The 23,996-nt window shown below is 76.5% G+C and carries 22 protein-coding genes; 13 read left to right on the top strand and 9 right to left on the bottom strand.

Annotated features, from left to right (window positions below; all coding sequences use genetic code 11):
• Nucleotides 1–35: 35 nt before the first annotated feature.
• A complete protein-coding gene (locus D0Z06_RS21940) occupies nt 36–4,673 on the bottom strand; it encodes an ATP-dependent helicase (RefSeq protein ID WP_117379673.1) in 4,638 nt (1,545 codons plus the stop codon).
• A 102-nt stretch (nt 4,674–4,775) separates the two neighbouring features.
• Here D0Z06_RS21940 and D0Z06_RS21935 point away from each other — a divergent pair, with 102 nt between their 5' ends.
• The 9 genes from D0Z06_RS21935 (at nt 4,776) to D0Z06_RS21895 (ending at nt 13,214) form a co-directional block, all read left to right on the top strand.
• Nucleotides 4,776–5,921 carry an acyl-CoA dehydrogenase family protein gene (locus D0Z06_RS21935; protein ID WP_117379672.1) on the top strand — a complete coding sequence of 382 codons (1,146 nt, stop codon included), beginning with the start codon at nt 4,776–4,778 and terminating at the stop codon, nt 5,919–5,921.
• 7 nt (nt 5,922–5,928) lie between these two features.
• The gene (locus tag D0Z06_RS21930; protein WP_117379671.1) at nt 5,929–7,200 is read left to right on the top strand and encodes an MFS transporter; all 1,272 of its coding nucleotides are present in this window, start codon (nt 5,929–5,931) and stop codon (nt 7,198–7,200) included.
• A 150-nt stretch (nt 7,201–7,350) separates the two neighbouring features.
• Nucleotides 7,351–7,545: a DUF3046 domain-containing protein gene (locus D0Z06_RS21925; RefSeq protein WP_117379670.1), complete on the top strand. Its 195-nt coding sequence runs from the start codon at nt 7,351–7,353 to the stop codon at nt 7,543–7,545.
• Between the two features lie 123 nt (nt 7,546–7,668).
• Complete coding sequence (locus tag D0Z06_RS21920; protein ID WP_117379669.1) at nt 7,669–8,589, top strand: ATP-binding cassette domain-containing protein; 921 nt, start codon at nt 7,669–7,671, stop codon at nt 8,587–8,589.
• Nucleotides 8,586–9,404, top strand: coding sequence for an ABC transporter permease subunit (locus D0Z06_RS21915; RefSeq protein WP_199522471.1), 819 nt, complete (start codon nt 8,586–8,588; stop codon nt 9,402–9,404). The genes D0Z06_RS21920 and D0Z06_RS21915 overlap by 4 nt, the downstream gene beginning before the upstream one ends.
• A 38-nt stretch (nt 9,405–9,442) precedes the next feature.
• Nucleotides 9,443–10,615 carry a sensor histidine kinase gene (locus D0Z06_RS21910; protein WP_117379668.1) on the top strand — a complete coding sequence of 391 codons (1,173 nt, stop codon included), beginning with the start codon at nt 9,443–9,445 and terminating at the stop codon, nt 10,613–10,615.
• A complete protein-coding gene (locus D0Z06_RS21905) occupies nt 10,612–11,259 on the top strand; it encodes a response regulator (RefSeq protein ID WP_117379667.1) in 648 nt (215 codons plus the stop codon). The genes D0Z06_RS21910 and D0Z06_RS21905 overlap by 4 nt, the downstream gene beginning before the upstream one ends.
• A 168-nt stretch (nt 11,260–11,427) precedes the next feature.
• The gene (gene recA / locus D0Z06_RS21900) at nt 11,428–12,465 is read left to right on the top strand and encodes a recombinase RecA (RefSeq protein WP_117379666.1); all 1,038 of its coding nucleotides are present in this window, start codon (nt 11,428–11,430) and stop codon (nt 12,463–12,465) included.
• A gap of 197 nt (nt 12,466–12,662) precedes the next feature.
• Complete coding sequence (locus D0Z06_RS21895; RefSeq protein ID WP_233517882.1) at nt 12,663–13,214, top strand: regulatory protein RecX; 552 nt, start codon at nt 12,663–12,665, stop codon at nt 13,212–13,214.
• Nucleotides 13,215–13,320: 106 nt separating this feature from the next.
• Here D0Z06_RS21895 and D0Z06_RS21890 read toward each other — a convergent pair whose 3' ends face one another.
• The 5 genes from D0Z06_RS21890 to D0Z06_RS21870 all read right to left on the bottom strand — a co-directional run bounded on the left by D0Z06_RS21890 (nt 13,321) and on the right by D0Z06_RS21870 (nt 17,138).
• On the bottom strand, nt 13,321–13,764 hold the full coding sequence (locus D0Z06_RS21890; RefSeq protein WP_117379664.1) for a hypothetical protein: 444 nt from the start codon (nt 13,762–13,764) through the stop codon (nt 13,321–13,323).
• 57 nt (nt 13,765–13,821) lie between these two features.
• Nucleotides 13,822–14,733 carry an amino acid ABC transporter permease gene (locus D0Z06_RS21885; RefSeq protein ID WP_117379663.1) on the bottom strand — a complete coding sequence of 304 codons (912 nt, stop codon included), beginning with the start codon at nt 14,731–14,733 and terminating at the stop codon, nt 13,822–13,824.
• Nucleotides 14,730–15,380 (bottom strand): amino acid ABC transporter permease, encoded by a 651-nt coding sequence (locus D0Z06_RS21880; protein WP_117379662.1) that lies wholly within the window; start codon nt 15,378–15,380, stop codon nt 14,730–14,732. The genes D0Z06_RS21885 and D0Z06_RS21880 overlap by 4 nt, the downstream gene beginning before the upstream one ends.
• A gap of 70 nt (nt 15,381–15,450) precedes the next feature.
• The gene (locus tag D0Z06_RS21875) at nt 15,451–16,341 is read right to left on the bottom strand and encodes a glutamate ABC transporter substrate-binding protein (protein ID WP_117379661.1); all 891 of its coding nucleotides are present in this window, start codon (nt 16,339–16,341) and stop codon (nt 15,451–15,453) included.
• Nucleotides 16,342–16,364: 23 nt separating this feature from the next.
• A complete protein-coding gene (locus D0Z06_RS21870; protein WP_117379660.1) occupies nt 16,365–17,138 on the bottom strand; it encodes an amino acid ABC transporter ATP-binding protein in 774 nt (257 codons plus the stop codon).
• Nucleotides 17,139–17,282: 144 nt separating this feature from the next.
• On the opposite strand from D0Z06_RS21870, the gene miaB reads away from it, so the two are divergent.
• A complete protein-coding gene (gene miaB, locus D0Z06_RS21865; protein WP_117379659.1) occupies nt 17,283–18,740 on the top strand; it encodes a tRNA (N6-isopentenyl adenosine(37)-C2)-methylthiotransferase MiaB in 1,458 nt (485 codons plus the stop codon).
• Here miaB and D0Z06_RS21860 read toward each other — a convergent pair.
• Together D0Z06_RS21860 and D0Z06_RS26990 are read right to left on the bottom strand one after the other, a co-directional pair.
• Entirely contained in the window at nt 18,730–19,434 is a 705-nt protein-coding gene (locus D0Z06_RS21860; RefSeq protein ID WP_117379658.1) for an alpha/beta fold hydrolase, read from the bottom strand. The genes miaB and D0Z06_RS21860 overlap by 11 nt on opposite strands.
• Nucleotides 19,435–19,438: 4 nt before the next feature.
• The gene (locus D0Z06_RS26990) at nt 19,439–20,971 is read right to left on the bottom strand and encodes a DUF349 domain-containing protein (protein ID WP_117379698.1); all 1,533 of its coding nucleotides are present in this window, start codon (nt 20,969–20,971) and stop codon (nt 19,439–19,441) included.
• 40 nt (nt 20,972–21,011) lie between these two features.
• On the opposite strand from D0Z06_RS26990, the gene D0Z06_RS21850 reads away from it, so the two are divergent.
• From D0Z06_RS21850 to dapF, 3 genes are read left to right on the top strand one after another with little or no spacing between them, the layout of a single operon-like run.
• The gene (locus D0Z06_RS21850; protein ID WP_117379657.1) at nt 21,012–21,734 is read left to right on the top strand and encodes a class III extradiol ring-cleavage dioxygenase family protein; all 723 of its coding nucleotides are present in this window, start codon (nt 21,012–21,014) and stop codon (nt 21,732–21,734) included.
• A complete protein-coding gene (miaA, locus tag D0Z06_RS21845; protein WP_199522470.1) occupies nt 21,731–22,669 on the top strand; it encodes a tRNA (adenosine(37)-N6)-dimethylallyltransferase MiaA in 939 nt (312 codons plus the stop codon). Before D0Z06_RS21850 ends, miaA begins: the two co-directional genes overlap by 4 nt.
• A complete protein-coding gene (gene dapF, locus D0Z06_RS21840; RefSeq protein WP_233517881.1) occupies nt 22,666–23,532 on the top strand; it encodes a diaminopimelate epimerase in 867 nt (288 codons plus the stop codon). The genes miaA and dapF overlap by 4 nt, the downstream gene beginning before the upstream one ends.
• 6 nt (nt 23,533–23,538) lie before the next feature.
• Here the strand turns inward: dapF and D0Z06_RS25535 are convergent, their stop codons facing one another.
• Nucleotides 23,539–23,691 carry a hypothetical protein gene (locus D0Z06_RS25535; protein WP_158580056.1) on the bottom strand — a complete coding sequence of 51 codons (153 nt, stop codon included), beginning with the start codon at nt 23,689–23,691 and terminating at the stop codon, nt 23,539–23,541.
• Nucleotides 23,692–23,996: the final 305 nt, after the last annotated feature.

Raw genomic sequence — 23,996 nt, 5'->3', positions numbered from 1 at the left:
CCGGTGCCGGCACGGGCACGGTCCCGGCGACGAGGTCAGCCGCGCAGCCGGAGCCCCCGCGGGGTGGCGGCGAACCCGGCCGCCTGGAGCGCGGCCGACAGCGGCGTCGACTCGTGCACCGAGGCGCCGTCGGCCTTCTGCACCACCATCCGGCCCAGCGCGCCGGCGGCGACCGCGCCGGAGAGCGCCGTGGCCGCCTCCTTGAGCACGGTCTCCTCCTCGGTCCAGGACAGCAGGCTCTTGCCGCCCCGCTCGACGTAGAGCACCAGCTCGCCGGCGACCAGGACGACCAGCGACCCGGCCTTGCGCCCGGCCCGGTGCCCGTTGCCGCCGCGCCGCTCGCCGCCGGCCCGCTGCACGCCGCCCTCACCGACGTCCACCGCGGCGTCCACGGCGACCTGCGCGGCGCCCTCCCCCCCGGCCGCGCCCCCGCGCTCGGGCCACGGCAGCGCCGCCCCGTAGACGTTGGCCGGGTCCGTGGCGGCCAGCACCACGGCTCCCTGCGGCGGGCGGTCGGGCGAGGCGAAGCCGCGCAGCCGGTCCACCGACCCGGGGGTGCCGAACTGGGCGGCGCCGAGCGTCTCGACGAAGTACCCGCGGCGGGCCCGGCCGTTGTCCTCGAAGGCCCGCAGCACCGGGTACACCGCGGAGAAGCCGCCGGGCACCTGCTCGGCGGTGACCGCGCCGCGGGTCAGCACGCCGTGCCGCTCCAGCAGCGCCTCCGCGCGGGCGGTGGCGCGGCGGGTCGGCTCGGTCTCGCGGTCGGGCAGCCGCGACCAGCGCCCGGCCACCGTGGGCGGCCCGGTGCGCGTGGGCATGGCCGGCCGGCCCGGCCGCGCCCGGCCGTACCGGGTGCGGTCGAGCCGGGCCCGCGGCGCGGCGGGCCGGCTGCGGTGCGTGCCGCCGCCCGAGAGCCGGGTCCGCAGCGGGGCCAGGGTGTCGTTGGTGAGCCGCCCGGCCCACACGAGGTCCCAGACCAGGTCGGCCAGCGCCGCGTCGTCGGTCGAGCCGAGCAGGTCCGAGAGCCCGCGGAAGAACAGCGCCTGCCCGCCGGCCAGGACGTCGAGCACCGGGCCGCCGGCCTCGGGCACCTCCAGGGCGTCCGGCAGCAGCAGCGGGGCGAGGTCGGCGGGCACCAGGCTCACCCAGCCGTCCCCGCCGGGCAGCCCCCCGGCGCCGCACCACAGTACCTCCCCGGCGCTGGTCAGCTCGTCGAGCATCGCCGGCGCGTAGTCGCGCACCCGCGACGGCAGCACGAGGGTCTCCAGGGCGCTGGCCGGGACGAGGGCGCCGGCGAGCTGCTCCACGACCGCCAGCACGCCGTCCGGACCGCGCAGCCGGCTGCCGACCGACTGCCAGGACGGCGTGAACCGGGCCAGCGCGTCGACCGGCACCGGCTCCACCTCCTGGCGCAGCCGGGCCAGGCTGCGCCGGCGGACCGACCGCAGCACCTCGGCGTCGCACCACTCCTGGCCGGTGCCGCCGGGCCGGAACTCCCCGGTGACCAGCCGGCCGGTGCCGGTGAGCCGCTGCAGGGTGGCGGTGACCACGGCGACCCCGAGACCCAGCCGCCGCGCGACCTCGCTGGGGAGGAAGGGGCCGTGGGTGCGGGCGTAGCGGCCCACGACGTCCCCGAGGGGGTCGGCGACCGGCTCGGTGAAGACCTCGGGCACGCCGACCGGCAGCGCCGTGCCGAGGGCGTCGCGCAGCCGGCCGGCGTCCTCGATCGCGACGAAGCGCTCCTCGCCGGCGATGCGCACCTGCAGCGCCCGTCGGGCGGCGACCAGCTCGTCGAGCCACTCCCGCGGCACCCCCCGCGCGGCCGCCTCGGCGGGCGTGAGGTCGCCGAGCACGCGCAGGAGGTCCGCGGCGCCGTCGACGTCGCGGGGGTGGCGCTCGGCGGGCAGCCGCTGCAGCTCCCGCTCGATCTCGGCCATCGCGTCGGCGTCGAGCAGCTCCCGCAGCTCCGAGCGGCCGAGCAGCTCGGCGAGCAGGCCGGAGTCCAGCGCGAGGGCCTGCGCCCGCCGCTCGGCCAGCGGGGCGTCGCCCTCATAGAGGAACTGGCCGACGTAGCCGAACAGCAGCGACTGGGCGAACGGCGAGGCGGTCTGGGTCTGGACGTCGGCGACCCGCACCCGGCGGGCCCGCACGTCGCGCATCAGCTCGACCAGCCCGGGCACGTCGTAGACGTCCTGCAGCACCTCGCGGGCGGCCTCCAGCGTGATGGGGAAGCCGGGGAACTCGGCGGCCACCGACAGCAGCTGGGCGGCCCGCTGCCGCTGCTGCCACAGCGGGGTGCGGCGGCGCGGGTCGCGGCGGGGCAGCAGCAGGGCGCGCGCGGCGCACTCGCGGAACCGGCTGGCGAACAGCGCCGAGTTGCCGACCTCCGCGGTCACCTCCCGCTCGACGTCGTCCGGGTCGAGGACGGCGAGGTCGGCCTCCGGCGGCTCGCCGGTCGTGTCGGGCAGCCGCAGGACGATGCCGTCGTCGGAGTGCATGGAGGCCACGTCCACGCCGTAGCGCTCCCGCAGCCGCGCGGCCAGCACCAGCGCCCACGGGGCGTTGACCTGCGCCCCGAAGGGCGAGTGCACGACCAGCCGCCAGTCACCGAGCTCGTCGCGGAACCGCTCGACCAGCAGTGTGCGGTCGTCGGGCAGGTGCCCGGTGGCCTGCTTCTGCTCGGCCAGGTAGGCGAGCAGGTTGGCCGCGCCCCACTCGTCCAGGCCCGCCGCCCGGGCCCGCTCCAGCCCGGCCTCGGGCGTCGCCGCGCCCACCTCGCGGAGGAAGGCACCCAGCGCGCGGCCCAGCTCCAGCGGGCGCCCGGGGGCGTCGCCGTGCCAGAACGGCATCTTCCCGGGCTGTCCGGGGGCGGGGGAGACCAGCACCCGGTCGTGGGTGATCTCCTCGATCCGCCACGAGGAGGAGCCGAGCAGGAAGACGTCGCCGACCCGGGACTCGTAGACCATCTCCTCGTCGAGCTCGCCGACCCGCCGCCCGCCGGCCCCCTCGCCGCCGACGAGGAAGACGCCGAACAGACCGCGGTCGGGGATCGTGCCGCCGCTGGTGACCGCCAGGCGCTGCGCGCCGCCGCGGGCGGTCAGGGTGTCGGTGACGCGGTCCCAGGTCAGCCGGGGCCGCAGCTCGGCGAAGGCGTCGGAGGGGTAGCGGCCGGCCAGCATGTCCAGGACCGCGTGCAGCGCGGACTCGGGCAGCGCGGCGAACGGTGCCGAGCGGCGCACGAGGGCGCCCACCTCGTCGACGGTGCGCGGCCGCTCGCTGACGATCGCCACCACCTGCTGGGCCAGCACGTCGAGCGGGTTGCGCAGGTAGCGGACCGACTCGATGGCCCCGGCGCGCATCCGCTCGGCGACCAGCGCGCACTGCACCAGGTCGCCGCGGTACTTCGGGAAGAGCACCCCGCGGCTGACCGCCCCGACCTGGTGGCCGGCGCGGCCGACCCGCTGCAGCCCCGAGGCGACCGTCGGCGGGGCCTCGACCTGGACCACGAGGTCGACCGCGCCCATGTCGATGCCGAGCTCGAGGGAGGACGTGGCCACCACCGCCGGCAGCCGGCCGGACTTCAGCGCCTCCTCGACCACCGCCCGCTGCTCGCGGGACACCGAGCCGTGGTGGGCGGCGGCCACCGGCGCCACCCCCTCGGGCACCCCGCCGCCGGAGCCGGCCTGGGCCATGAGGGCGGCGGCGTTGGTGCCGGGCGGGACGGTCTCGCCGGTGGCCCGCTCGTAGGCCAGCTCGTTGAGCCGGCTGGTCAGCCGCTCGGCCAGCCGGCGGGAGTTGGCGAACACGATGGTGCTGCGGGCGGCCTGCACCAGGTCCAGCACCCGCTCCTCGACCGCCGGCCAGATCGAGGTCCGCGGCTGCGCGCCGGCCGCCGAGCCCTCCAGCTCGCCGGTGGGCTGGCCGAGCGTGCTCATGTCCTCGACCGGGACGACGACCGTGAGGTCCCACTCCTTGGCCGACCCGGGGGCCACGACCTCGACCGGGCGGCCCCCGGCCAGGAAGGCGGCCACCTCCTCGACCGGGCGCACCGTCGCCGACAGGCCGATCCGCTGGGCCGGCCGCTCCAGCAGCTCGTCGAGCCGGTCGAGGGAGACCGCCAGGTGGGCGCCGCGCTTGGTGTCGGCGACGGCGTGCACCTCGTCGACGATCACCGTCTCGACGCCGCGCAGCGCCTCGCGGGCCGAGCTGGTCAGCATGAGGAACAGCGACTCGGGCGTGGTGATGAGGATGTCGCTGGGCCGGCGGGTGAAGGCGCGGCGCTCGTCGGCCGGGGTGTCGCCGGAGCGGATCGCGACCCGGATGCCGGGCCGCTCCAGCCCGAGCCGCAGGGCGGCCTGGCCGATGCCGGCCAGCGGGGCCCGCAGGTTGCGCTCGACGTCGACGGCCAGCGCCTTGAGGGGGGACACGTAGAGGACGCGGCAGCGCGCCTGCTCGTCGGCCGGCGGTGGGGACGACGCCAGCCGGTCGAGCGACCACAGGAACGCCGCCAGCGTCTTCCCCGAGCCGGTGGGCGCGACCACCAGCGCGTGCCCGCCGCTGCTGATCGCCCGCCAGGCGCCCTCCTGCGCGGCCGTCGGCTCGGCGAACGCGCCGGTGAACCACGCGCGGGTGGGCTCGGAGAAGCGCTCCAGCGGGCTCGGGCGGGTCGGCACGCTGCCAGTGTCGCCCCGGGGTACGACGTTCCGCCGCGCCACGGTCCCCCCGTCCGGCGGACGGGTCCCGGGGAGCCGGTGCCCTGCGGCACACTCCCGGGTATGCGCCGATCGCTGTACGAGGCCGAGCACGAGGACTTCCGGGCCACGGTCCGGGCGTGGGCGGAGAAGACCGTCGTCCCCTTCCACGACCGGTGGGAGGCCGACGGCATCGTGCCCCGCGACGTGTGGACCTCCGCCGGCGCGCAGGGGCTGCTGGGCACGGACCAGGAGGAGCGCTTCGGCGGCGGCGGGGTGCGCGACTTCCGCTACCTCGCGGTGGTCGACGAGGAGCTCATGCGGGTGGGCGCCACCGGCGTGGGGTTCTCCCTGCACAACGACGTCGTCGGCCCCTACCTGCGCGACCTCGGCACCGAGGAGCAGAAACGGCGCTGGCTGCCGCGGTTCTGCAGCGGAGAGCTGATCACCGCCATCGCGATGACCGAGCCGGCCGCCGGCAGCGACCTGCAGGGCATCCGGACGACGGCCCGCCGGGACGGCGAGGGCTGGGTGCTCAACGGCACCAAGACCTTCATCACCAACGGCATCAACGCCGACCTCGTCGTCGTCGTCGCCCGCACCGACCCCGACGCCCCGGGCGCGAAGGGCACCAGCCTGCTCGTGGTGGAGCGGGGCACCCCGGGCTTCACCCGCGGCCGCAACCTCGCCAAGGTGGGCCTCAAGGCCCAGGACACCGCCGAGCTGTTCTTCGACGACGTCCGGGTCCCGGCCGAGAACCTGCTGGGCACCGAGAACCGCGGCTTCGCCCACCTGATGGAGAACCTGCCGCAGGAGCGGCTGTCGATCGCCGTCAGCGCGGTGGCGGCGGCCGAGACGGTGCTGGCGCAGACCGTCGAGTACGTCACCTCCCGCACCGCCTTCGGGCGGCCGGTGGGCAGCTTCCAGAACAGCCGGTTCGTCCTCGCCGAGCTGCAGACCGAGGTCACCGTCGCGCGCACCTTCGTCGACGAGTGCATCCGGCAGCTCGACGCCGGCGACCTGACCCCCGTGGACGCGGCGATGGCGAAGTACTGGACCACCGAGCTGCAGAACAAGGTCGCCGACCGCTGCCTGCAGCTGCACGGCGGCTACGGCTACATGGACGAGTACCCGGTCTCCAAGGCCTGGCGCGACGCCCGCATCCAGCCCATCTACGGCGGCACCAACGAGATCATGCGGGAGATCATCGGCCGCTCGATGGGGCTGTGAGGTCCCCGTGAGCACCACGACCGCGCCGGACGTCGCCCGGGTCCAGCGCCGCACCGTCGGCGTCCTCGGCGGCGGCGTCGCCCTCGGCGGGCTGGGCGTGACCGTCGGTATCACCGTCGGCGGCCTGCTCGCCCGCGACGTCGCCGGCACCGACACCGCCGCCGGGCTCGGCCAGACCGCCGGGGTGCTGGGGGCCGCCGTCCTCGCCGTCCCGCTGGCCCGGATCAGCGACCGGGCCGGCCGGCGGGCGGGGCTGGCGGCCGGCTACGCGGTCGCCGTCGCCGGGTCCCTGCTCACCGTCGTCGCGGCGGTCCTCTCGTCGCTGGTGCTGCTGCTCGTCGGGCTCTTCGCCTTCGGCGCCGCGACCGCCTGCGGGCTGCAGGCCCGCTACGCGGCCGCCGACCTGGCCGAGCCCGCCCACCGCGGCCGGGCGCTGTCCCTGGTCGTCTGGGCCACCACGGTGGGCTCCGTGCTCGGGCCCAACCTGGCCGGCCCGGGCGCCGACCTCGGCGACGCGCTCGGCCTGCCACCGCTGGGCGGCGCCTTCGTCGTCGCGGTGGCCGTGTTCGCCGTCGTGGCCCTGGGGCTGCTCGCCGGGCTGCGGCCGGACCCGCTGCTGCTGGCCCGCCGGCTGCGCGGGGACGGCGCTACGGCCCCCGCCCGCCCGCGCCGGGCGACGACCACCGCGCTCCGCGCGGTGTGGGCCGACCCCGGTGGCCGGCTCGGGCTGACCGCGGTCGTGGTCTCGCACGCGGTCATGGTCGGCGTGATGGTCATGACCCCGGTGCACATGGGGCACGCCGGCGGCGACGAGGGGACGACGCTGCGGGTGATCGGCCTGGTCATCAGCGTGCACGTGGCCGGGATGTACCTGTTCTCGCCGCTCGTCGGCCTGCTCGCCGACCGGGCCGGCCGCCGCGCGACCGTGGCCCTCGCCGCCGTCCTGCTCCTGGCCGCCGCCGCGCTGGCCGGGACCGCCGCCCCCGGGGCGGCCTGGCAGCTCGGCGCGGGGCTGCTGCTGCTCGGGCTCGGCTGGTCCTGCGGCCTGATCGCCGGCTCCACGCTGGTCACCGAGGCGGTGGGGGAGGGCCAGCGCCCGACGGCGCAGGGCGGCACGGACCTGCTCATGGGGCTGGGCGCGGCGCTGGCCGGGGTGGTCGGCGGTCCGCTGCTGGCCCTCGGCGGCTACGGGCTGGTGGCGTCGGTGTCGGCGGTGCTGGTCGTGCCGCTGCTCGTCGTCTGGGCGCGGACGCCGGCGGCGGCTCAGCGGCCCCGGTAGTTCCGCCAGAGCAGCACCAGGGTGATCAGCAGCACGACCGCGATGCCGATCTCCAGGACCAGGTCCCACGTGGCCGAGCCGGTACCGGGGAACACGCCTCCCAGCGTAGGAGCCCCGACGGCGGTGGCGCGGGCGCGCTAGCGTCGCGGCGTGCGTCTGCAGGAGTTCTGGGCCCGCCTCGACGACCAGTTCGGGCCGGTGCGCGCCCAGAGCGTCGCCCGCGACCAGGTCTTCGCGTCCCTCGGCGGGCGCACCGCCGTCGACGCGCTCGAGGCAGGGCTGCCGGTGCGGAAGGTGTGGCTGGCGGTGTGCGAGGCCTTCGACGTCCCCCGCACGGAGCGCTGACCACGCCGGGACGACCGGGGCGGCGCTGCCGCCCGGGTACTCCGGAGGGAGTAGCCCGGGGCGCGCGAGGTCCGTCCGGGCGGCGGACGCGGGGACCGGGTCGGCGCCGCCAGCATCGTCGGCGTGATCGAGATCCGTTCCCTCACCAAGCGCTACGGCGAGCGCACCGCCGTCGACGACCTGACCGTCACCGTCCTCCCCGGCCGCGTGACCGGCTTCCTGGGCCCCAACGGGGCCGGGAAGTCCACCACCATGCGCGTGGTCGTGGGCCTCGACCGGCCGACGTCCGGCAGCGTCCGGGTCAACGGCCGGCGCTACGCCGACCTCCCCGTCCCGCTGCGCGAGGTCGGCGCGCTCCTCGAGGCCCGGGCCGCGCACCCCGGCCGCACCGCGCGGGACCACCTGCGGGTCCTCGCCGCCACCGCGGGGCTGCCGCGCCGGCGGGTCGACGAGGCCCTCGACCTCGCCGGGCTGTCGTCGGTGGCCGACCGGCGCGTCGGGGGCTTCTCGCTCGGGATGGGCCAGCGGCTCGGCGTCGCCACCGCCCTGCTCGGCGACCCGGCCACGGTGGTCCTGGACGAGCCGGTCAACGGGCTGGACCCCGACGGCGTCCTCTGGATCCGCACCCTCGCCCGCGCGCTGGCCGCCGAGGGTCGGACGGTGCTGGTGTCCTCCCACCTCATGAGCGAGGTGGCGGTCACGGCCGACCACCTCGTCGTCCTCGGCCGCGGCCGGCTCGTCGCCGACGAGCCCACCGGGTCGTTCCTGCGCCGCGCCGGCGGCGGGTCGGTGCGGGTGCGCAGCCCGCAGGCCGACCGGCTGGCCTCCCTGCTCGCCGGGAACGGCGTCACGCTGACCTCGCCGGAGCGCGGGCTGGTGGAGGTGGCCGGGCTCGACGCCGCCGCGATCGGCGACCGCGCCGCCCGGGCCGGGATCACGCTGCACGAGCTGAGCCCCGTCGCCCCCACGCTCGAGACGGCGTTCATGGACCTGACCCGCGAGGACCGCGAGTACCGGACCGGCCCGGCGGAGGTGGCGGCGTGAGCGCCCTGACGGTGACCCGGACCCCCGGGCGCCTGGCCGGCGGCGGGGCCACGGGCCTGCTCACCGGCCAGTGGCTGGCGGTCCGCTCGCTCCGGACGACCTGGTGGGTGCTCGGCGGGGCGGCCGCGGCGATGGTCCTGTTCGGCCTGCTGTTCAGCGCGACGGCCGGCAGCGGTGGGCCGGGCGGGCAGGGCGGGCCGCCGGGGCTGGACGGCTCCGACCCGGTCGCCCTCAGCCTCGGCGGGTACCGGCCGGCCGCGCTCGCGGTCGGCGTCCTCGGGGTCCTCCTGGTCACCGGTGAGCACACCAGCGGCGCGCTGCGCGTCCTCTTCGCGGCCGTCCCCGCCCGCTGGCCGGTGGTGCTGGCCCGGACCGCGGTGACGGCGGCCGTGTCGCTCGCCGTCCTCCTGCCCGCCTCGCTGGCCGCGCTGCTGGCCGGGCAGGCCGCACTCGGCGACCGGGGCGTCTCCCTCGGCGATGCCGGTGTCCTGCGGGCGACCGTCGGCACGGCCCTGTACGTGACCGCGATCGGCCTGATGGGAGCCGCCCTCGGCTGGCTGCTGCGCTCCACGGCCGGCGCGGTGGGCACGCTGTTCGGTGTGGTGTTCCTCCTCCCGGTCCTCGGGGGGCTGCTGCCGTCGAGCTGGGGTCCGGACGTCGTGCGCTGGCTGCCCGGTCAGGCCGGTGCCGGCGTGACGGAGGTGCTCCCCGGGCCTGACGAGTTCGCGCCCTGGACGGGGTTCGCGGTCCTGTGCGGCTACGTCGTCCTCCTGCTCGCGGTGGCGGTGGTCGTGGTGCGGCGCCGGGACGCGTGAGGTCCCACCGGGGCCGCACGGGGGGCAGGATCCCTCCCGTGCGGGCGGTGCTGCGGACCGGTGGGCCGGTGCTCGCGGGCTTCGTCCTGAGCCTCGGCCCGCTGACCCGCCTCGGCGGCCCGACGCCGGCCGACGTCGCCGTCTCGGCGCTGGCCTGGGCCCCGGCGCTCGCCCGCCGGCGGGCACCGTTCGCGGCGTTCCTCGCCGCGGCCGCGGTCGTGCTGGGGTGGTGGGCCCTGAACGGGTTCGCGCTGCGGGGCCTGCTGCCGGCCGGCGTGGTCGTCTGGTGGCTGCTGGCCGCGGTGGCCGACCGGTGCGGGCCCCGGCGGGTCGCGCTGGCGCTCGGGATCTGCGCGCTCCCGCCGCTGGTCGTGGCCGTGGGCGCGGCGGCCGGCCGGCCGGGCGTCGAGGCCCTGGTGCCGTTCGTGACGGTGACGGTCACGGCCGCGGTGGTCGGGCGCGACCGGCGCACCCGCCGGGCCTACCTGGAGGCGCTCGAGGACCGGGCGGCCCGGGCCGAGCGGGAGCGCGACCAGCTGGCCCGCATCGCGGTGGCGGAGGAGCGTGCCCGCATCGCCCGGGACCTGCACGACGTCCTCGCCCACGACGTGTCCGTCATGACCGCGCTGGCAGACGGCGCCGGGTTCGCCCCGGGGACGGAGCAGGCCCGCCGGGCGGTGGCGCAGATCGCGGCCACGGGGCGCCAGGCGCTCGGCGAGATGCACCGGCTGGTCGGCGTCCTGCGGGCCGACGACGAGGACCCCGACCCGGCCGGCGGCCTCGCTCCCGCCCCCGGGCTGGCCGGGCTCGGCGGTCTCGTGGAGCAGGTGCGGGCGGCGGGGCTGCCGGCCACGCTGACGGTCACGGGGGCGCCGGTGCCCCTCGCCGCCGGCGCGCAGCTGGCCGTGTACCGGCTGGTCCAGGAGGCCCTCACCAACACGCTGCGGCACGCCGAGGGCGCCGGGCGGGTCGAGGTGCACCTCGCGTGGGGCGGGGACGCCCTCACGGTGGAGGTCGGCGACGACGGCCGGAGCACGGCGGGCGCCCCGGTGCCGGGGCACGGGCTGGTGGGGATGCGCGAGCGCCTCGGCGCCTTCGGCGGCGCCGTGGCGGCCGGTCCCCGCCCCGGTGGCGGGTGGCTGGTGACCGCGACGCTGCCCCTCGCAGCGGCGCGGGCACACGCCGGGCGGGCACCCGTGGGTGCGGCGTGAGCACCACGGTGCTGCTCGTGGACGACGAACCCCTGGTCCGGCTGGGCCTGTCGATGGTCCTCGGCGCCCAGGAGGACCTGGAGGTGGTGGGGGAGGCGGGGGACGGCGAGCGGGCGGTGGAGCTGGCCCGCCGGCTGCGCCCCGACGTCGTGCTGATGGACGTCCGGATGCCCGGGGTGGACGGCGTGGCGGCGACCCGCCGCATCGTCGCCGAAGGGCTGCCCGCGCGCGTGCTCGTGCTGACCACGTTCGACCGGGACGACCACGCCTTCGCCGCGCTGCGGGCGGGCGCCAGCGGTTTCCTGCTCAAGAACAGCGAGCCCGCGGCGCTGCTCGCCGCCGTGCGGGCGGTGGCCCGGGGCGACGCGGTCGTCTCGCCGCGGGTCACCCGCCGGCTGCTGGAGACCGTGGCGCACCGGCTGCCGGACGGTGCGCCCCCCGACCCGCGCGTGACCTCGCTCACCGACCGCGAGCGGGAGGTGCTCCGCTCCGTCGCGCAGGGCCGGTCCAACGCGGAGATCGCCGGGGACCTGGTGCTGTCGGAGCTGACGGTGAAGACCCACGTCGCCCGGATCCTGGGGAAGCTGGGGCTGCGGGACCGGACCCAGGCCGCGGTCTTCGCCCACCGGCACGGGCTGGACTGAGCACCGGCCGCACCGCCCGCGTGTCGCTCGCATCGAACGTGTGTTCGGCCTATCCTCGCGTCCACAGGCGGGTCGGCTCTCCACAGGGCCGCCGGATCCCCGGAACTGTCGGACCTCCGCCCTAGCGTCGGACCCGACCGCTCCACGCAACTTCCGAAGGTGAGCCCCATGGCAGCAACGCTCGACCGCGACAAGGCCCTCGACATGGCCCTGGCCCAGATCGACAAGCAGTTCGGCAAGGGCTCGGTGATGCGGCTGGGCGACAACCCCGCGCAGGCGATCAAGGTCATCCCGACCGGTTCCATCGCCCTGGACATCGCCCTCGGCATCGGCGGGCTCCCGCGCGGTCGCGTCATCGAGGTGTACGGCCCCGAGGCCTCCGGCAAGACGACGGTCGCCCTGCACGCGGTGGCCAACGCCCAGGCCGCCGGCGGCATCGCGGCGTTCATCGACGCCGAGCACGCCCTGGACCCGGAGTACGCCCGGTCGATCGGCGTCGACACCGACGCGCTGCTGGTCAGCCAGCCCGACACCGGTGAGCAGGCGCTCGAGATCGCCGACATGCTGATCCGCTCCGGCGCGCTCGACATCATCGTCATCGACTCGGTCGCCGCGCTCGTGCCGCGCGCCGAGATCGAGGGCGAGATGGGCGACAGCCACGTCGGCCTGCAGGCCCGGCTGATGAGCCAGGCGCTGCGCAAGATCACCGGTGCGCTCAACAGCTCGGGCACCACGGCCATCTTCATCAACCAGCTGCGCGAGAAGGTGGGCGTCGTCTACGGCTCCCCGGAGGTCACCACCGGTGGCCGCGCGCTGAAGTTCTACTCCTCCGTGCGGCTCGACGTCCGGCGCATCGAGACCCTCAAGCAGGGCACCGAGGCGGTCGGCAGCCGGGTCCGCGTGAAGGTCGTCAAGAACAAGGTCGCCGCCCCGTTCAAGCAGGCCGAGCTCGACCTGCTCTGGGGGCAGGGCTTCAGCCGCGAGGGCGGTCTCATCGACGCCGGCGTCGAGCAGGGCTTCATCCGCAAGTCCGGCGCCTGGTACACGTACGAGGGCGACCAGCTCGGCCAGGGCAAGGAGAACGTCCGCAGCTTCCTGCGCGACAACCCCGACCTCGCCGACGAGATCGAGAAGAAGGTCAAGGAGAAGCTGGGCATCGGCCCGCAGGTCGACGCGCCGGCGCCGACCGATGCTCCCGACTTCTGAGCCCGGTGGCTACTGCTGGCTCCGGCCCCGCCGGCCCCGGGCGCCGGCAGCGGCGCGGGCCCGGCTCGTCCCCTGACCCGGACGGGCCGGGCCCGGCGCCGACCCGCTCCGGCCGGGCGGCCCGGCGCGGCGACCACCGCACCGACCGCCACGGCGACACCTCCGAGGGCCCGGGTGACGTCGGCGGCGCTGACCCGGTGCAGCCCGGCGACGACCCGGGCGACCCCGAGCAGGTCGCCCGCTCGATCTGCCTGCGGGCCCTGACCGGCGCGCCGAAGACCCGGCGGCAGCTGGCCGACCTGCTCGGCAGCCGCGGCGTCCCGGACGACGCCGCCGAGCGGGTGCTCGACCGCTTCACCGAGGTCGGGCTCATCGACGACGCCGCCTTCGCCCGCGCCTGGGTCACCTCCCGCCAGAGCGGGCGCGGCCTGGCCCGCCGGGCACTCAAGGCCGAGCTGCGCGCCAAGGGCGTCGACGGCGAGGTGGCCGAGGAGGCCCTCGGCCAGGTCGAGGACCAGGACGAGTGGGACGCCGCCCGGCGGCTGGTCGCCCGCCGGGTACCCGGTCTGCGCCGGGTCGATCGGGCCACCGCCGAACGGCGGCTGGTCGGGATGCTGGCCCGGCGGGGCTACGGCGGCGGCCTGGCCGGCTGGGTGGTGCGCGAGGCCCTCGACGCCGACCGCGGCGGGGGCGACCCCTCCGACGAGATCACCGAAGGCGGCGTCGGCCTCGACGCCTACCTCCCCTGAGCCCGCGGGCGACGGTCCCCGGCACCCGGCGAGCCGGTTCGGACGCCGGATGACGCTGCGGCCCGCCCCCTCGGGGGCGGGCCGCAGCGTCATCCGGGGTTCCTGCTCAGCCCGCCGTGGCCTCCGGCAGCGCGGCAGCGGCCGCGCGGGCGGTCCACGCGGGCACGTCGACGGCCACGCCGTCCTCGGCCTCGTCGTCGGGCACCAGCCACGGCCCGTCGGAGCCCAGGGACTGCGCCAGGTAGGCCTGCACCTGCAGGTCGAACGCGCGCTCGCCCCGGGCGGTCGGACGGCTGACCGGGCCGAGCAGCGTCACGTCGCGCTCGTCGCCGTCGGCGAAGCGCAGCACCACCCGGCAGCGGGCCCGGCGGTGCCGCGCCGGCGGCACCACCTCCCGCACCACGGCGGTGTCGGCGCCGGCGGCCACGGCGAAGTCCGGGCCGGCCGCGCGGAGCCGGGTCACGAACTCCTGCGCGGCGTCGGACGGCCCGTCGGACCGGCGCACGAGGGCCGGCAGCGGGGGGACGACGGGGCGCAGTGCGGTGTCCACGGCTCCCTCATCGGCAGCCCCGGGCGCCCGCGGTACCCCCTCGGAACGCCCGCGGTGCTACCGGCCGCCCGGCTCGGCCACCATGCCCCCGCCGCCGTCCATCTGGACCTCCGCCGGCAGCTCGCCCTTCCCGGCGGCGGACCTGGTGTCGCGGCGGGTGCGCGACTCGACCCAGCGCGCCAGCTGGGAGAGCAGGACGTTGACGATGATGTAGATGAGCGCGGCGGCCGTGTAGAGCTGGAACGTGTAGATGTTGCCGAACTGGAAGTTGAAGAACTCCACCAGGCTGCGCGCCTGCCGCAGCAGCTCCACGTAGCCCACGATGAAACCCAGCGAGCTGTCCTTGAGCAGCACCACCAGCTGGGCGACGAGGACCGGGAGCATCCGCCGGACCGCCTGCGGGAGCAGCACCAGGGTCATCACCTGGCTCTTGCGCATGCCGAGGGCGAAGGCGGCCTCGCGCTGGCCGCGGTCCACCGACAGGATGCCGGCCCGGAAGATCTCGGCCAGCACCGCCATGTTGTAGAGCGTCAGGCCGAGGGCCAGCGCGCGGAAGGCCGTCATGGAGACGCCGACCGTCGGCAGGAAGAGCAGGCAGAACAGGATCAGCACCAGCAGCGGCACGGCGCGGAAGAACTCGATCACCAGGGTCACCGGGGCCCGCACCCAGGCGTGGTCGGAGAGCCGGCCGACGGCGAGCAGCGCGCCCAGCACGGTCGCGGCCACCATGCCGACCGCCGCCACGGCGAGGGTGTTGAGCAGCGCCTCCCACAGCGCCTGCGGCACCCCGGCGGCCGGGTCGAAGAGGATGGCCCAGCGGTTGGGGTCCAGCTGCCCGTTGGCCCCCAGCCGCCACAGCGCCAGCCCGACGAGGCCGAGGATCAGCAGCACGCCGATCACCGTGCCGATCCGCTGCCGCCGGCGGGCCCGCGGTCCGGGCAGGTCGAAGAGGACGGTCTGCGCGCTCATCGGATGATCGCCACCCTCTTCTCGATCACGCGGATGGCCCACGCCGAGGGCAGCGTGATGGCCAGGTAGCCGGCCACGATCGCCGCGAAGACCAGCAGCAGCCGGTCGGCGTTGGCGTTGGACAGCCGCTGCAGGGCGGCGGTGAGGTCGGCGACGGCGAAGCCGGCCGCGATCGAGGTGTTCTTCGCCAGCGCGATCCAGACGTTGCCCAGCGGCGGGACCACGGTGCGGAAGGCCTGCGGGAGCACGATGGTGCGCAGCGTCTGCCCGAAGTCGAGGCCGAGCGCCCGGGCGGCCTCGGCCTGCCCGGGGGGCACCGCGTTGATCCCCGAGCGCAGCGCCTCGCAGACGAACGCGGCGGTGTACAGCGACAGCGCGGCCACCGCGGCGGCGAAGCGGCTGGGGAACTGCAGGTCGATCTGCACGATCCCGAACACCAGGAAGAAGAACACCACCGTCAGCGGGGTGTTGCGGAAGACCTCGACGTAGAAGGTGGCCAGCCCCCGCAGCGGCGGGACGGGGCTGACCCGCATCCCGGCCAGGACGGTGCCCAGCACGAGGGCGCACAGGCCGCTGACGACCGCCAGGGACAGCGTCGTGAGGAACGCGCCCCACAGCAGGTCGATGTTGTCGGAGAGGAAGTCCACTGCGCCCTCGCCAGGTCAGGGGTGGTGCGGCGTCGCCGGGCAGGGGCCCCGCCCGGCGACGCCACGGAACTCAGTACCGGTCGACCGACGGCGGCTCGGGGGCGGGCTCGCCGGTGATGGCGCCGGCGGTGCGCTCCCAGGCCTCGGCCCAGCGGCCGTCCTCGTAGGCCTCCTCGAGGACGTCGTTGATGAAGGAGCGGAACTCGTCGTCACCCTTGGGGACGCCGATGCCGTAGGGCTCCTCGGTGAACGGGTTGCCCACCAGCTCGAAGCCCTCGGGGTTGCCCGCGACCAGGCCGGTGAGGATGACGTTGTCGGTCGTCACCGCCTGCACGTTGCCGTTGGACAGGTCGTCGGCGCACTTGGAGTAGACGTCGTAGGTGACCAGGTTGGCCTCCGGGTAGTTGTCCCGGATGTTCTGGGCCGGCGTGGAACCCTCGACCGAGCACACGGTCTTGCCGGCGAGGTCCTCGGGGCCCTGGATGCCCTCCGGGTTGCCGGCGGCGACCATGATGTCCTGGCCGGCGACGTAGTACGGCCCGGCGAAGTCGACGACCTGCTTCCGCTGGTCGTTGATCGTGTAGGTGGCCACGACCATGTCGACCTGGCCGTTCTGGATGAACGGCTCGCGGTTGGCCGACACCGTCTCGGTCCACTCGATGTCCTCGGGTGCGATGCCGAGCTCGCCGGCGACGATCTTGGCGATCTCGACGTCGAAGCCCTCGGGCTCGCCGTCGGGGTTCAGCAGGCCGAAGCCCGGCTGGTCGTACTTGGTGCCCACGGTGATCGAGCCCGCCTCGGCGAGCTCGGCCATCGTGGTGCCCTCCTCGAACTGGACGTCCTCGGCGACGGTGGGCGCGGAGGCCGCCTCGTCCTCGGCCTGCTGGCCGGCCTCGCTGGAGCACGCGGCCAGTGCCAGGCCGGCGACCGCCAGGGTGGCGGCGTAGCGGGTGGTGCGCATCGGTTCCCCTCTCTCGGGTGGGCTCAGTGGTTCAGGATCTTCGAGAGGAAGTCCTTGGCCCGGTCGGACTGCGGGTTGGTGAAGAAGCTCTCGGGGTCGGAGGACTCGACGACCCGGCCGCCGTCCATGAAGACCACCCGGTTGGCCGCCCGGCGGGCGAAGCCCATCTCGTGGGTGACGACGATCATCGTCATCCCCTCGCGGGCCAGCGACGTCATGACGTCGAGGACTTCGTTGATCATCTCCGGGTCGAGGGCCGAGGTCGGCTCGTCGAAGAGCATGACCTTGGGCTCCATGGCCAGCGCCCGGGCGATGGCCACGCGCTGCTGCTGCCCGCCGGAGAGCTGGGCGGGGTACTTGTCGGCCTGCGCCGCCACCCCGACCCGCTCCAGCAGCTCCCGGGCCCGCCGCTCGGCGTCCGCTTTCGACTTCCGGCGGACGCGGGTCGGCCCGAGGGTGACGTTCTCGAGGATCGTCTTGTGGGCGAAGAGGTTGAAGCTCTGGAACACCATGCCCACGTCGCTGCGCAGGCGGGCCAGGGCCTTGCCCTCCTCCGGCAGCCGTTCGCCGTCGATGCTGATCTCCCCCTGCTGGATGGACTCCAGCCGGTTGATCGCGCGGCACAGCGTGGACTTGCCGGACCCGGACGGCCCGATGACCACGACGACCTCACCGCGCTCGACGGAGAGGTCGATGTCCTGCAGCACGTGCAGGTCGCCGAACCACTTGTTGACGCCGGTGAGGCGGACGAGAGGCCCTCCCGCGGCGCGGGTCTCGCCCTTCGCGAGGCTGGTCACCCCGGAGACAGTAGGGCGGCGCGGCCACGAGAACCGCACCCGCCGATCACGAAGACGTAACGAAGCCGCTGCTCACGACAGCGGCCTCGCCCGATCGGGCGTCGCCCTACCCGGGCGGGCGGCAGCCGTACCCTCGCAGACGACATGGGTACCGAGCTCCGCCCCGCGCGCACCTACCGGGTGCGCACCTACGGGTGCCAGATGAACGTGCACGACTCCGAGCGGCTGGCCGGGCTGCTGGAGGCGGCCGGCTACACCGCCGCGGCCGAGGGGGACGACGCCGACGTCGTCGTCCTCAACACCTGCGCCGTCCGGGAGAACGCCGACAACCGGCTCTACGGCAACCTCGGCCACCTGCGCCCGGTGAAGGACGCGCGCCCGGGCATGCAGATCGCCGTCGGCGGCTGCCTGGCGCAGAAGGACCGCGGCGAGATCGTCCGGCGCGCGCCGTGGGTGGACGTCGTCTTCGGCACCCACAACGTCGGGTCCCTGCCGGCGCTGCTGGAGCGGGCCAGGCACAACGCCGAGGCCCAGGTGGAGATCGCCGAGGCCCTCGAGGTCTTCCCGTCGACGCTGCCGGCCCGGCGGGACTCCGCCTACTCCGGCTGGGTGTCGATCAGCGTCGGCTGCAACAACACCTGCACGTTCTGCATCGTCCCGGCGCTGCGCGGCAAGGAGAAGGACCGGCGCCCCGGCGAGATCCTCGCCGAGGTGCAGGCGCTGGTCGACCAGGGCGTGCTCGAGGTGACCCTGCTCGGCCAGAACGTGAACGCCTACGGCGTGGACTTCCGGGACCGGGGCGCCTTCGCCGACCTCCTGCGCGCCACCGGCCGGATCGAGGGCCTCGAGCGGGTCCGGTTCACCAGCCCGCACCCGCGCGAGTTCACCGACGACGTCATCGAGGCGATGGCCGGGACCCCGGCGGTCTGCCACCAGCTGCACATGCCGCTGCAGAGCGGCTCGGACGACGTGCTGCGCCGGATGCGCCGCGGGTACCGGCAGGACCGCTACCTCGGCATCCTCGAGCGGGTGCGGGCGGCGATGCCGGACGCCGCGATCACCACCGACATCATCGTGGGCTTCCCCGGGGAGACCGAGGAGGACTTCGCGCAGACCCTCGAGGTCGTGCGCGCCGCCCGGTTCTCCGGCGCCTTCACCTTCCAGTACTCCAAGCGCCCGGGGACGCCGGCCGCCGAGATGGCCGGGCAGCTGCCCAAGGCGGTCGTCCAGGAGCGCTACGAGCGGCTGGTCGCGCTGCAGGACGACATCGGCTGGGCGGAGAACCGCACCCAGGTGGGGCGGACCGTCGAGCTGCTCGTGGCGGCCGGGGAGGGCAGCAAGGACGCGCGCACCGGCCGGATGTCGGGCCGGGCGCGCGACGGCCGGCTGGTCCACTTCACCGGGACCGACGGGGTCCGCCCGGGGGACGTCGTCGAGACCGTGGTCACCCGGGCCGCGCCGCACCACCTGGTCGCCGACGGGCCGCTGCGCTCGCACCGGCGGACCCGGGCGGGGGACGCGAGCGAGGCCGGCACCCGGCCCACCACGCCCGGCGTGCTGCTGGGCATGCCGCGGATCGGCGCCCCCGCCCTCAGCCGGTGAGCTCGAGCAGCAGGTCGGCCACCTCGCGCGGGCGGTTCTGCGGCAGCATGTGGGTGGCGGCGAGCTCCCGGTAGGTCCACGCCGCCGACGTCCGGGCGCGCTCGGCGGCCGCGGCGAAGGCCGGGCTGGGCGGCACGCCGGGTTCGGCCTCGGTGGCCCGGACGTAGGTGCGCGACAGCGGCCACTCCTCCACGGGCCGGGAGAGGCGCACCGGCTCGGTGAAGCAGCGCACCGGCTGCGGGGTGCGCCGCGGCACCGAGAAGGCCTCCTCCGCGGGGTCCTCGTACACGCGCCGCGGGCCGTCGACCAGCCAGGGTGCGCCGAGGCCGGCCGGCGGTGGGGGGACGCCGAGCAGCCCGTACACCGAGTCGCCGTCGTCCGGCACGAACGCGTCGAGGTAGACCAGCGCCCGCACCCGGTCGCCGATCTCGTCCAGGGCGCCGGTGACGACCATCCCGCCGTAGGAGAAGCCGACCAGCACCACGTCGGTCAGGTCCTCGTACCGCACGTGGTTCACCACGTCGGTGACGTGCGTGTCCAGGCCGACCTGGGGGCCGGTCAGGTGCACCCGCTCGCCGATGCCGGTCAGGGCCGGGGCGGTCACCTCCTGGCCGGCGGCGGCGAGCAACCGGCGCACGGAGCGGAACCCGTGGGCCCCGCCCCAGGCGCCGTGGACCAGGACGACCGCGGTCACCGGCTCAGCGGCGGGACGCCGTCTTCTCCGCCTCGGCCAGCCACTCGCGCCGGGTGGCCAGGTTGGCGCGGGCGTCCTCGATGCGCCGGGTGTCGCCGGCCGCCTCGGCCTTGGCCAGCTGCTCCTCGGCCTTGGCGACCGCCTGCCGCATCGAGGTGACCATCGGGTTCTCCGGGGCCACCCGGGCGCGGGTGGAGTCGGCGGCGCCGCGGACCCGCTGCTCGACGGCCTGCATGCGGTCCTCGAGCTGCCGCATCGCGCCGCGGGGGACGTGCCCGATGGCGTCGTAGCGTTCCTGGAGCTTGCGCAGCACGGCCTGGGCGCCGCGCAGGTCCGAGCTGGGGTCGAGCTTCTCGGCCTCGGCGAGGATCTCCTCCTTCGCCTGCTGGTTGGCCAGCTGCTCGGCGTTGCGGTGCTTGTCGTTCTCGGCGCGCGCGGAGAAGAAGACGTCCTGGGCCGCCCGGAACTGCTTCCACAGGTCGTCGTCGCCGTCCCGGCCGGTGCGCGGCACGGCCTTCCAGCGCTCCATCAGGCCGCGCATCGCCGCCGAGGTGGGCCCCCAGTCGGTGGAGCCGGAGAGCCGCTGCGCCTCGGCGATGAGCTCCTGCTTCTGCGCCCGGGCCTCGCTGCGCTGCGCGTCGAGCGCGGCGAAGTGCGCGCCCCGGCGGCGGCCGAAGGCGTCGCGGGCCGCGGCGAACCGGGTCCACAGCGCCTCGTCGGTCTTGCGGTCGATGCCCCGGATGGTCTTCCACTCCTCGACGATGGCCTTGAGCCGGTCGCCGGCCGCCTTCCAGGAGGTGGACTCCGCGGCGATCTGCTCGGCCTCGGCGGCCAGCGCCTCCTTGCGGGCGATCTGGGCCTGCCGGGCCGCGGCCTTCTCCGCGCGCGACTCGGCGGCGGCCTCGTCGGCGGTGCCGACCATGGCCCGGGCCCGGGCGGCCAGGCCGTCGAGGTCGCCGACGGCGGCGGCGGCCGGGATGGAGTCGGCCAGCGTCTGCGCCTTGGCCTTGATCTCGCTGGGGTTGCCGGTGTGCGCCCGCAGCCGCGCCTCCAGCAGCGTGACCTCGGTGGCCAGGTCGTCGTAGCGGCGGGCGAAGTGCGCCAGGCCGGCCTCCGGGTCGCCGGCCTGCCAGGAGCCGACGGCGCGCTCGCCGTCGGCGGTGCGCACGTACACCGTGCCGTCCTCGTCGACCCGGCCCCAGTGCGCAGGGTCCGCGGGTGCCTCGGGCGCGGGCGGGGCGGCTTCGGCGGGAGCTGCCGGGGGTGCCGCCTCGGCCGGGGGTGCCGCCTCGGCCGGGGGTGCCGCCTCGGCCGGGGGTGCCGCCTCGGCCGGCGGTGTCGCCGGGTCGGGCGCCTCCCCGGCGGTCCCCGCGGGTGCCGGCTCCTGGCCGGCGGCTGCCGCCGGGTCGGCCAGCGCGGCGTCGCCGGGGGTGGGCGCGGCGGGCGTCCCGGCCTCGGGGGCGACCGCCTCGGACCCGGCGACGGTGGCCGCGGGGTCCTGCGGGGCGGGGCTTCCGACGTTCTCCGTGCTCGACACGCCCCGGAGTGTCCCACGCCGCATCGGGGAGACTGCTGCGGTGACCTCCCTCCCGGGCGAGGACCGGGGCGCCCGGGCCGCCGCCGCGCCGGTGGCCGTCGCCTTCTGCCCCGGCCCGCCCCTGCTGCTGCCGCAGGTCGCCGGCCGGGCGGCCGCCGGCACCGCCGGACTGCGCGCCGCGTGCGCGCAGGCGCTCGGCGACCTGCTGGCCACCGGCCCGGCCGTCGTGGTCGTGGTCGGCGTCGGCGGGCGGGGTCGCTACGGGCCCGGGGACGCCGGGGACCTGCGCGGGCACGGGGTCGACCTCGAGGTGCCCTTCTGCCGCCCGGCCCGGCCAGGGGGACGGCGCACCCCGCTGGCGCTCACCGTGGGCGCGTGGCTGCTCGACGGGGTGGGCCACCGCGGGCCGCGTCTCGGCGTCGCCCCCGCGGACCTCGCGGCCGCGCTGACCGGGTTGCCGGGACCGGCCGCGGTCCTCGCGGTCGGTGACGGCTCGGCGCGGCGCACGGCGAAGGCCCCCGGGTACCTCGACGACGCCGCCGCCCCGTTCGACGCGGCCGTCGCCGCCGCGCTGGCCGGCGGGGACGCGGCGGCGCTGGCGGCGCTCGACCCCGCCGAGGGGGAGCGGCTCCTGGCCGCGGGCGTCCCCACCTGGCGGGCGGTGGGAGCCCTGCTCGCCGGCCGGCCGGTCACCGCGCGCCTGCTCGCCGACGAGGCCCCCTTCGGCGTCGGCTACCTGGTCGCGAGCTGGGTGCCGCGGTGACGCCGACGCCGCCCCCGGGCGGCCCGCCCGTCGTCGCGCTCGTCGGCCCCACCGCCACCGGCAAGACGGCGCTGGGTGTGGCCCTGGCGCGGCGGCTCGGCGGGGAGGTCGTCAACGCCGACTCCATGCAGCTCTACCGCGGGATGGACATCGGCACCGCCAAGCCCGACGTCGCCGAGCGCGGCGGCGTCCCGCACCACCTGCTCGACCTGTGGCACGTCCGCCACGCGGCGTCGGTCGCCGAGTACCGGCGGCGGGCCCGCGGGGTGATCGACCGGATGCGCGCCGCGGGCGTCGTCCCGCTGCTCGTGGGTGGGTCGGGGCTCTACGTCCGCGCGGTCCTCGACGAGCTGGACCTCCCCGGCACCGATCCCGCGGTGCGGGCCCGGCTGCAGGCCGAGCTGGCGGAGCGGGGGTCCGCGGCGATGCACGCCCGCCTCGCCGCGGTGGACCCCGCGGCCGCCGCCGCCGTCCTGCCCGGCAACGGGCGGCGCGTGGTGCGCGCCCTGGAGGTGGTGGAGCTGACCGGCGGGCCGTTCCGGGCCACGCTGCCCGAGCCGCGCCCGCACTACCCGGCCGTCGTCCTCGGGCTGGACCGCGAGCCGGCCGAGCTCGACGCCCGGGTGGCGCAGCGGGTGGACCGGATGTGGGCCGCCGGGTTCGTCGCCGAGGTGGAGGCGCTGGCCGCCGACGGGCTGCGCGAGGGGCCGACCGCCTCCCGCGCCCTCGGCTACGCGCAGGTGCTCGCCCAGCTCGACCGGCGGCTGACCGCTGCCGAGGCCCGCGAGCGGACGGTGTCGGCGACCCGCCGGTTCGTGCGGCGGCAGCGCTCCTGGTTCCGCCGGGACGCGGCCACCACCTGGCTGGACGCCGCCCGCCCGGACCTCGTCGACGCGGCGGGGGCGGTCCTCGACGCCCGTACGCTGGGGGCGTGAGCGCGCGGGTGCTGGTCGGGCACGGCACGGAGAACGACTTCGTCGTCCTCCCCGACCCCGACGGCACCGCCTGGCCCGAGGAGCGGCTGGACGCCGCGCTGGTCCGGCGGCTGTGCGACCGGCGCGCCGGGCTCGGTGGCGACGGCGTGCTGCGCGTCGTCCGAAGCGTGCACGTGCCCGACGCCCCGGCGGTGCTGGGGGAGGGGATCGCCCGCTGCGAGTGGTTCATGGACCACCGCAACGCCGACGGCTCGTACGCGGAGATGTGCGGCAACGGCATCCGGCTGTTCCTGCACGTGCTGCTCACCGAGGGCCTGCTCGACCGGGCGGCCTGCGCCGACGGCGTCTGGGTGGGTACCCGGGGCGGGCCCCGCCGCGTGGGTGCCACCGCCGACGGCGGCTACTGGGTGGACATGGGCCCGGCCCGGCCGTTCGGGGCGGGGGCGGCGGTGCTGGGCGGCACGGCCTTCCCGGGGCGGGCCGTCTCCATGGGCAACCCGCACCTGGTCTGCCTGACCGACGTCGACGTCGACGCGCTGGACCTGACCTCCGCGCCCGCCGTGGACGGCGCGCTGTTCCCGGAGGGCGTCAACGTCGAGCTGGTCACCGTGCTCGACCCGGGGGCGCACGTGCGGCTGCGGGTGTCCGAGCGCGGGGTGGGGGAGACCCGGTCGTGCGGGACCGGCGCCTGCGCCGCGGCGTGGACGGCGCTGGAGGCGGCGGGTGCGGCCACCGGGACCGTCGCGGTCGACGTCCCCGGTGGCCGGCTGTCGGTGCGGGTGGAGCCCACGACCACGGTGCTGACCGGGCCGGCCGTCGTGGTGGCCGCCGGCGAGCTCACCGCGGAGTGGCTCGGCAGCTGACCCCGGTCAGGGGCCGCCCTTCTCGCTGCCGGTCGGCGGCTCGTCGGGCTTGCTGCCGGCCCGCCGCTCGGCCTCGGACGGGCGCTGCGGCGTGTACCCGGGCTCGGCGGTCGTGCCGCCGGGCGCGTCGAGGATGTCGCGGGGCGGGTGCAGGCCCACCGGGTCGCGGCCCGGGTCGTCGATCTCCTCGTCGGCACCGGGCGCGTGCGACCCGTGCTCGGACTCGCTAATCGGCGTACCTCCTCGCGGTCGTCGTCCGTGCGGCCCTACCCGCCGGGGTCGCGCTCACGCCTGGGATGGGGTCGGGCCGTGCCGGTGTTGCACCGGGCGATGACAACTGAGCCTCGATCCACCGTCGAATAGGCGGGTGACTGCGCGTCGGAAAGCACGAATGCCCCTCTGACGAGGAACGATCGGGCTTGTCTAAGGCTTGACCGGTCCGCGCAGAAGGGCATCCGCTGGAT

This window comes from Geodermatophilus marinus (assembly GCF_003428645.1).
GTDB lineage: Bacteria > Actinomycetota > Actinomycetes > Mycobacteriales > Geodermatophilaceae > Geodermatophilus.
This window is presented reverse-complemented; position numbering and strand designations above follow the sequence as displayed.

Bases quoted from the DNA above. Each gene is read 5' to 3' on its own strand.
- D0Z06_RS21935 (WP_117379672.1), top strand. From the start codon at position 4,776: ATGCGCCGATCGCTGTACGAGGCCGAGCACGAGGACTTCCGGGCCACG.
- recA (WP_117379666.1), top strand. From the start codon at position 11,428: ATGGCAGCAACGCTCGACCGCGACAAGGCCCTCGACATGGCCCTGGCC.
- D0Z06_RS21885 (WP_117379663.1), bottom strand. From the start codon at position 14,733: ATGAGCGCGCAGACCGTCCTCTTCGACCTGCCCGGACCGCGGGCCCGC.
- D0Z06_RS21875 (WP_117379661.1), bottom strand. From the start codon at position 16,341: ATGCGCACCACCCGCTACGCCGCCACCCTGGCGGTCGCCGGCCTGGCA.
- miaB (WP_117379659.1), top strand. From the start codon at position 17,283: ATGGGTACCGAGCTCCGCCCCGCGCGCACCTACCGGGTGCGCACCTAC.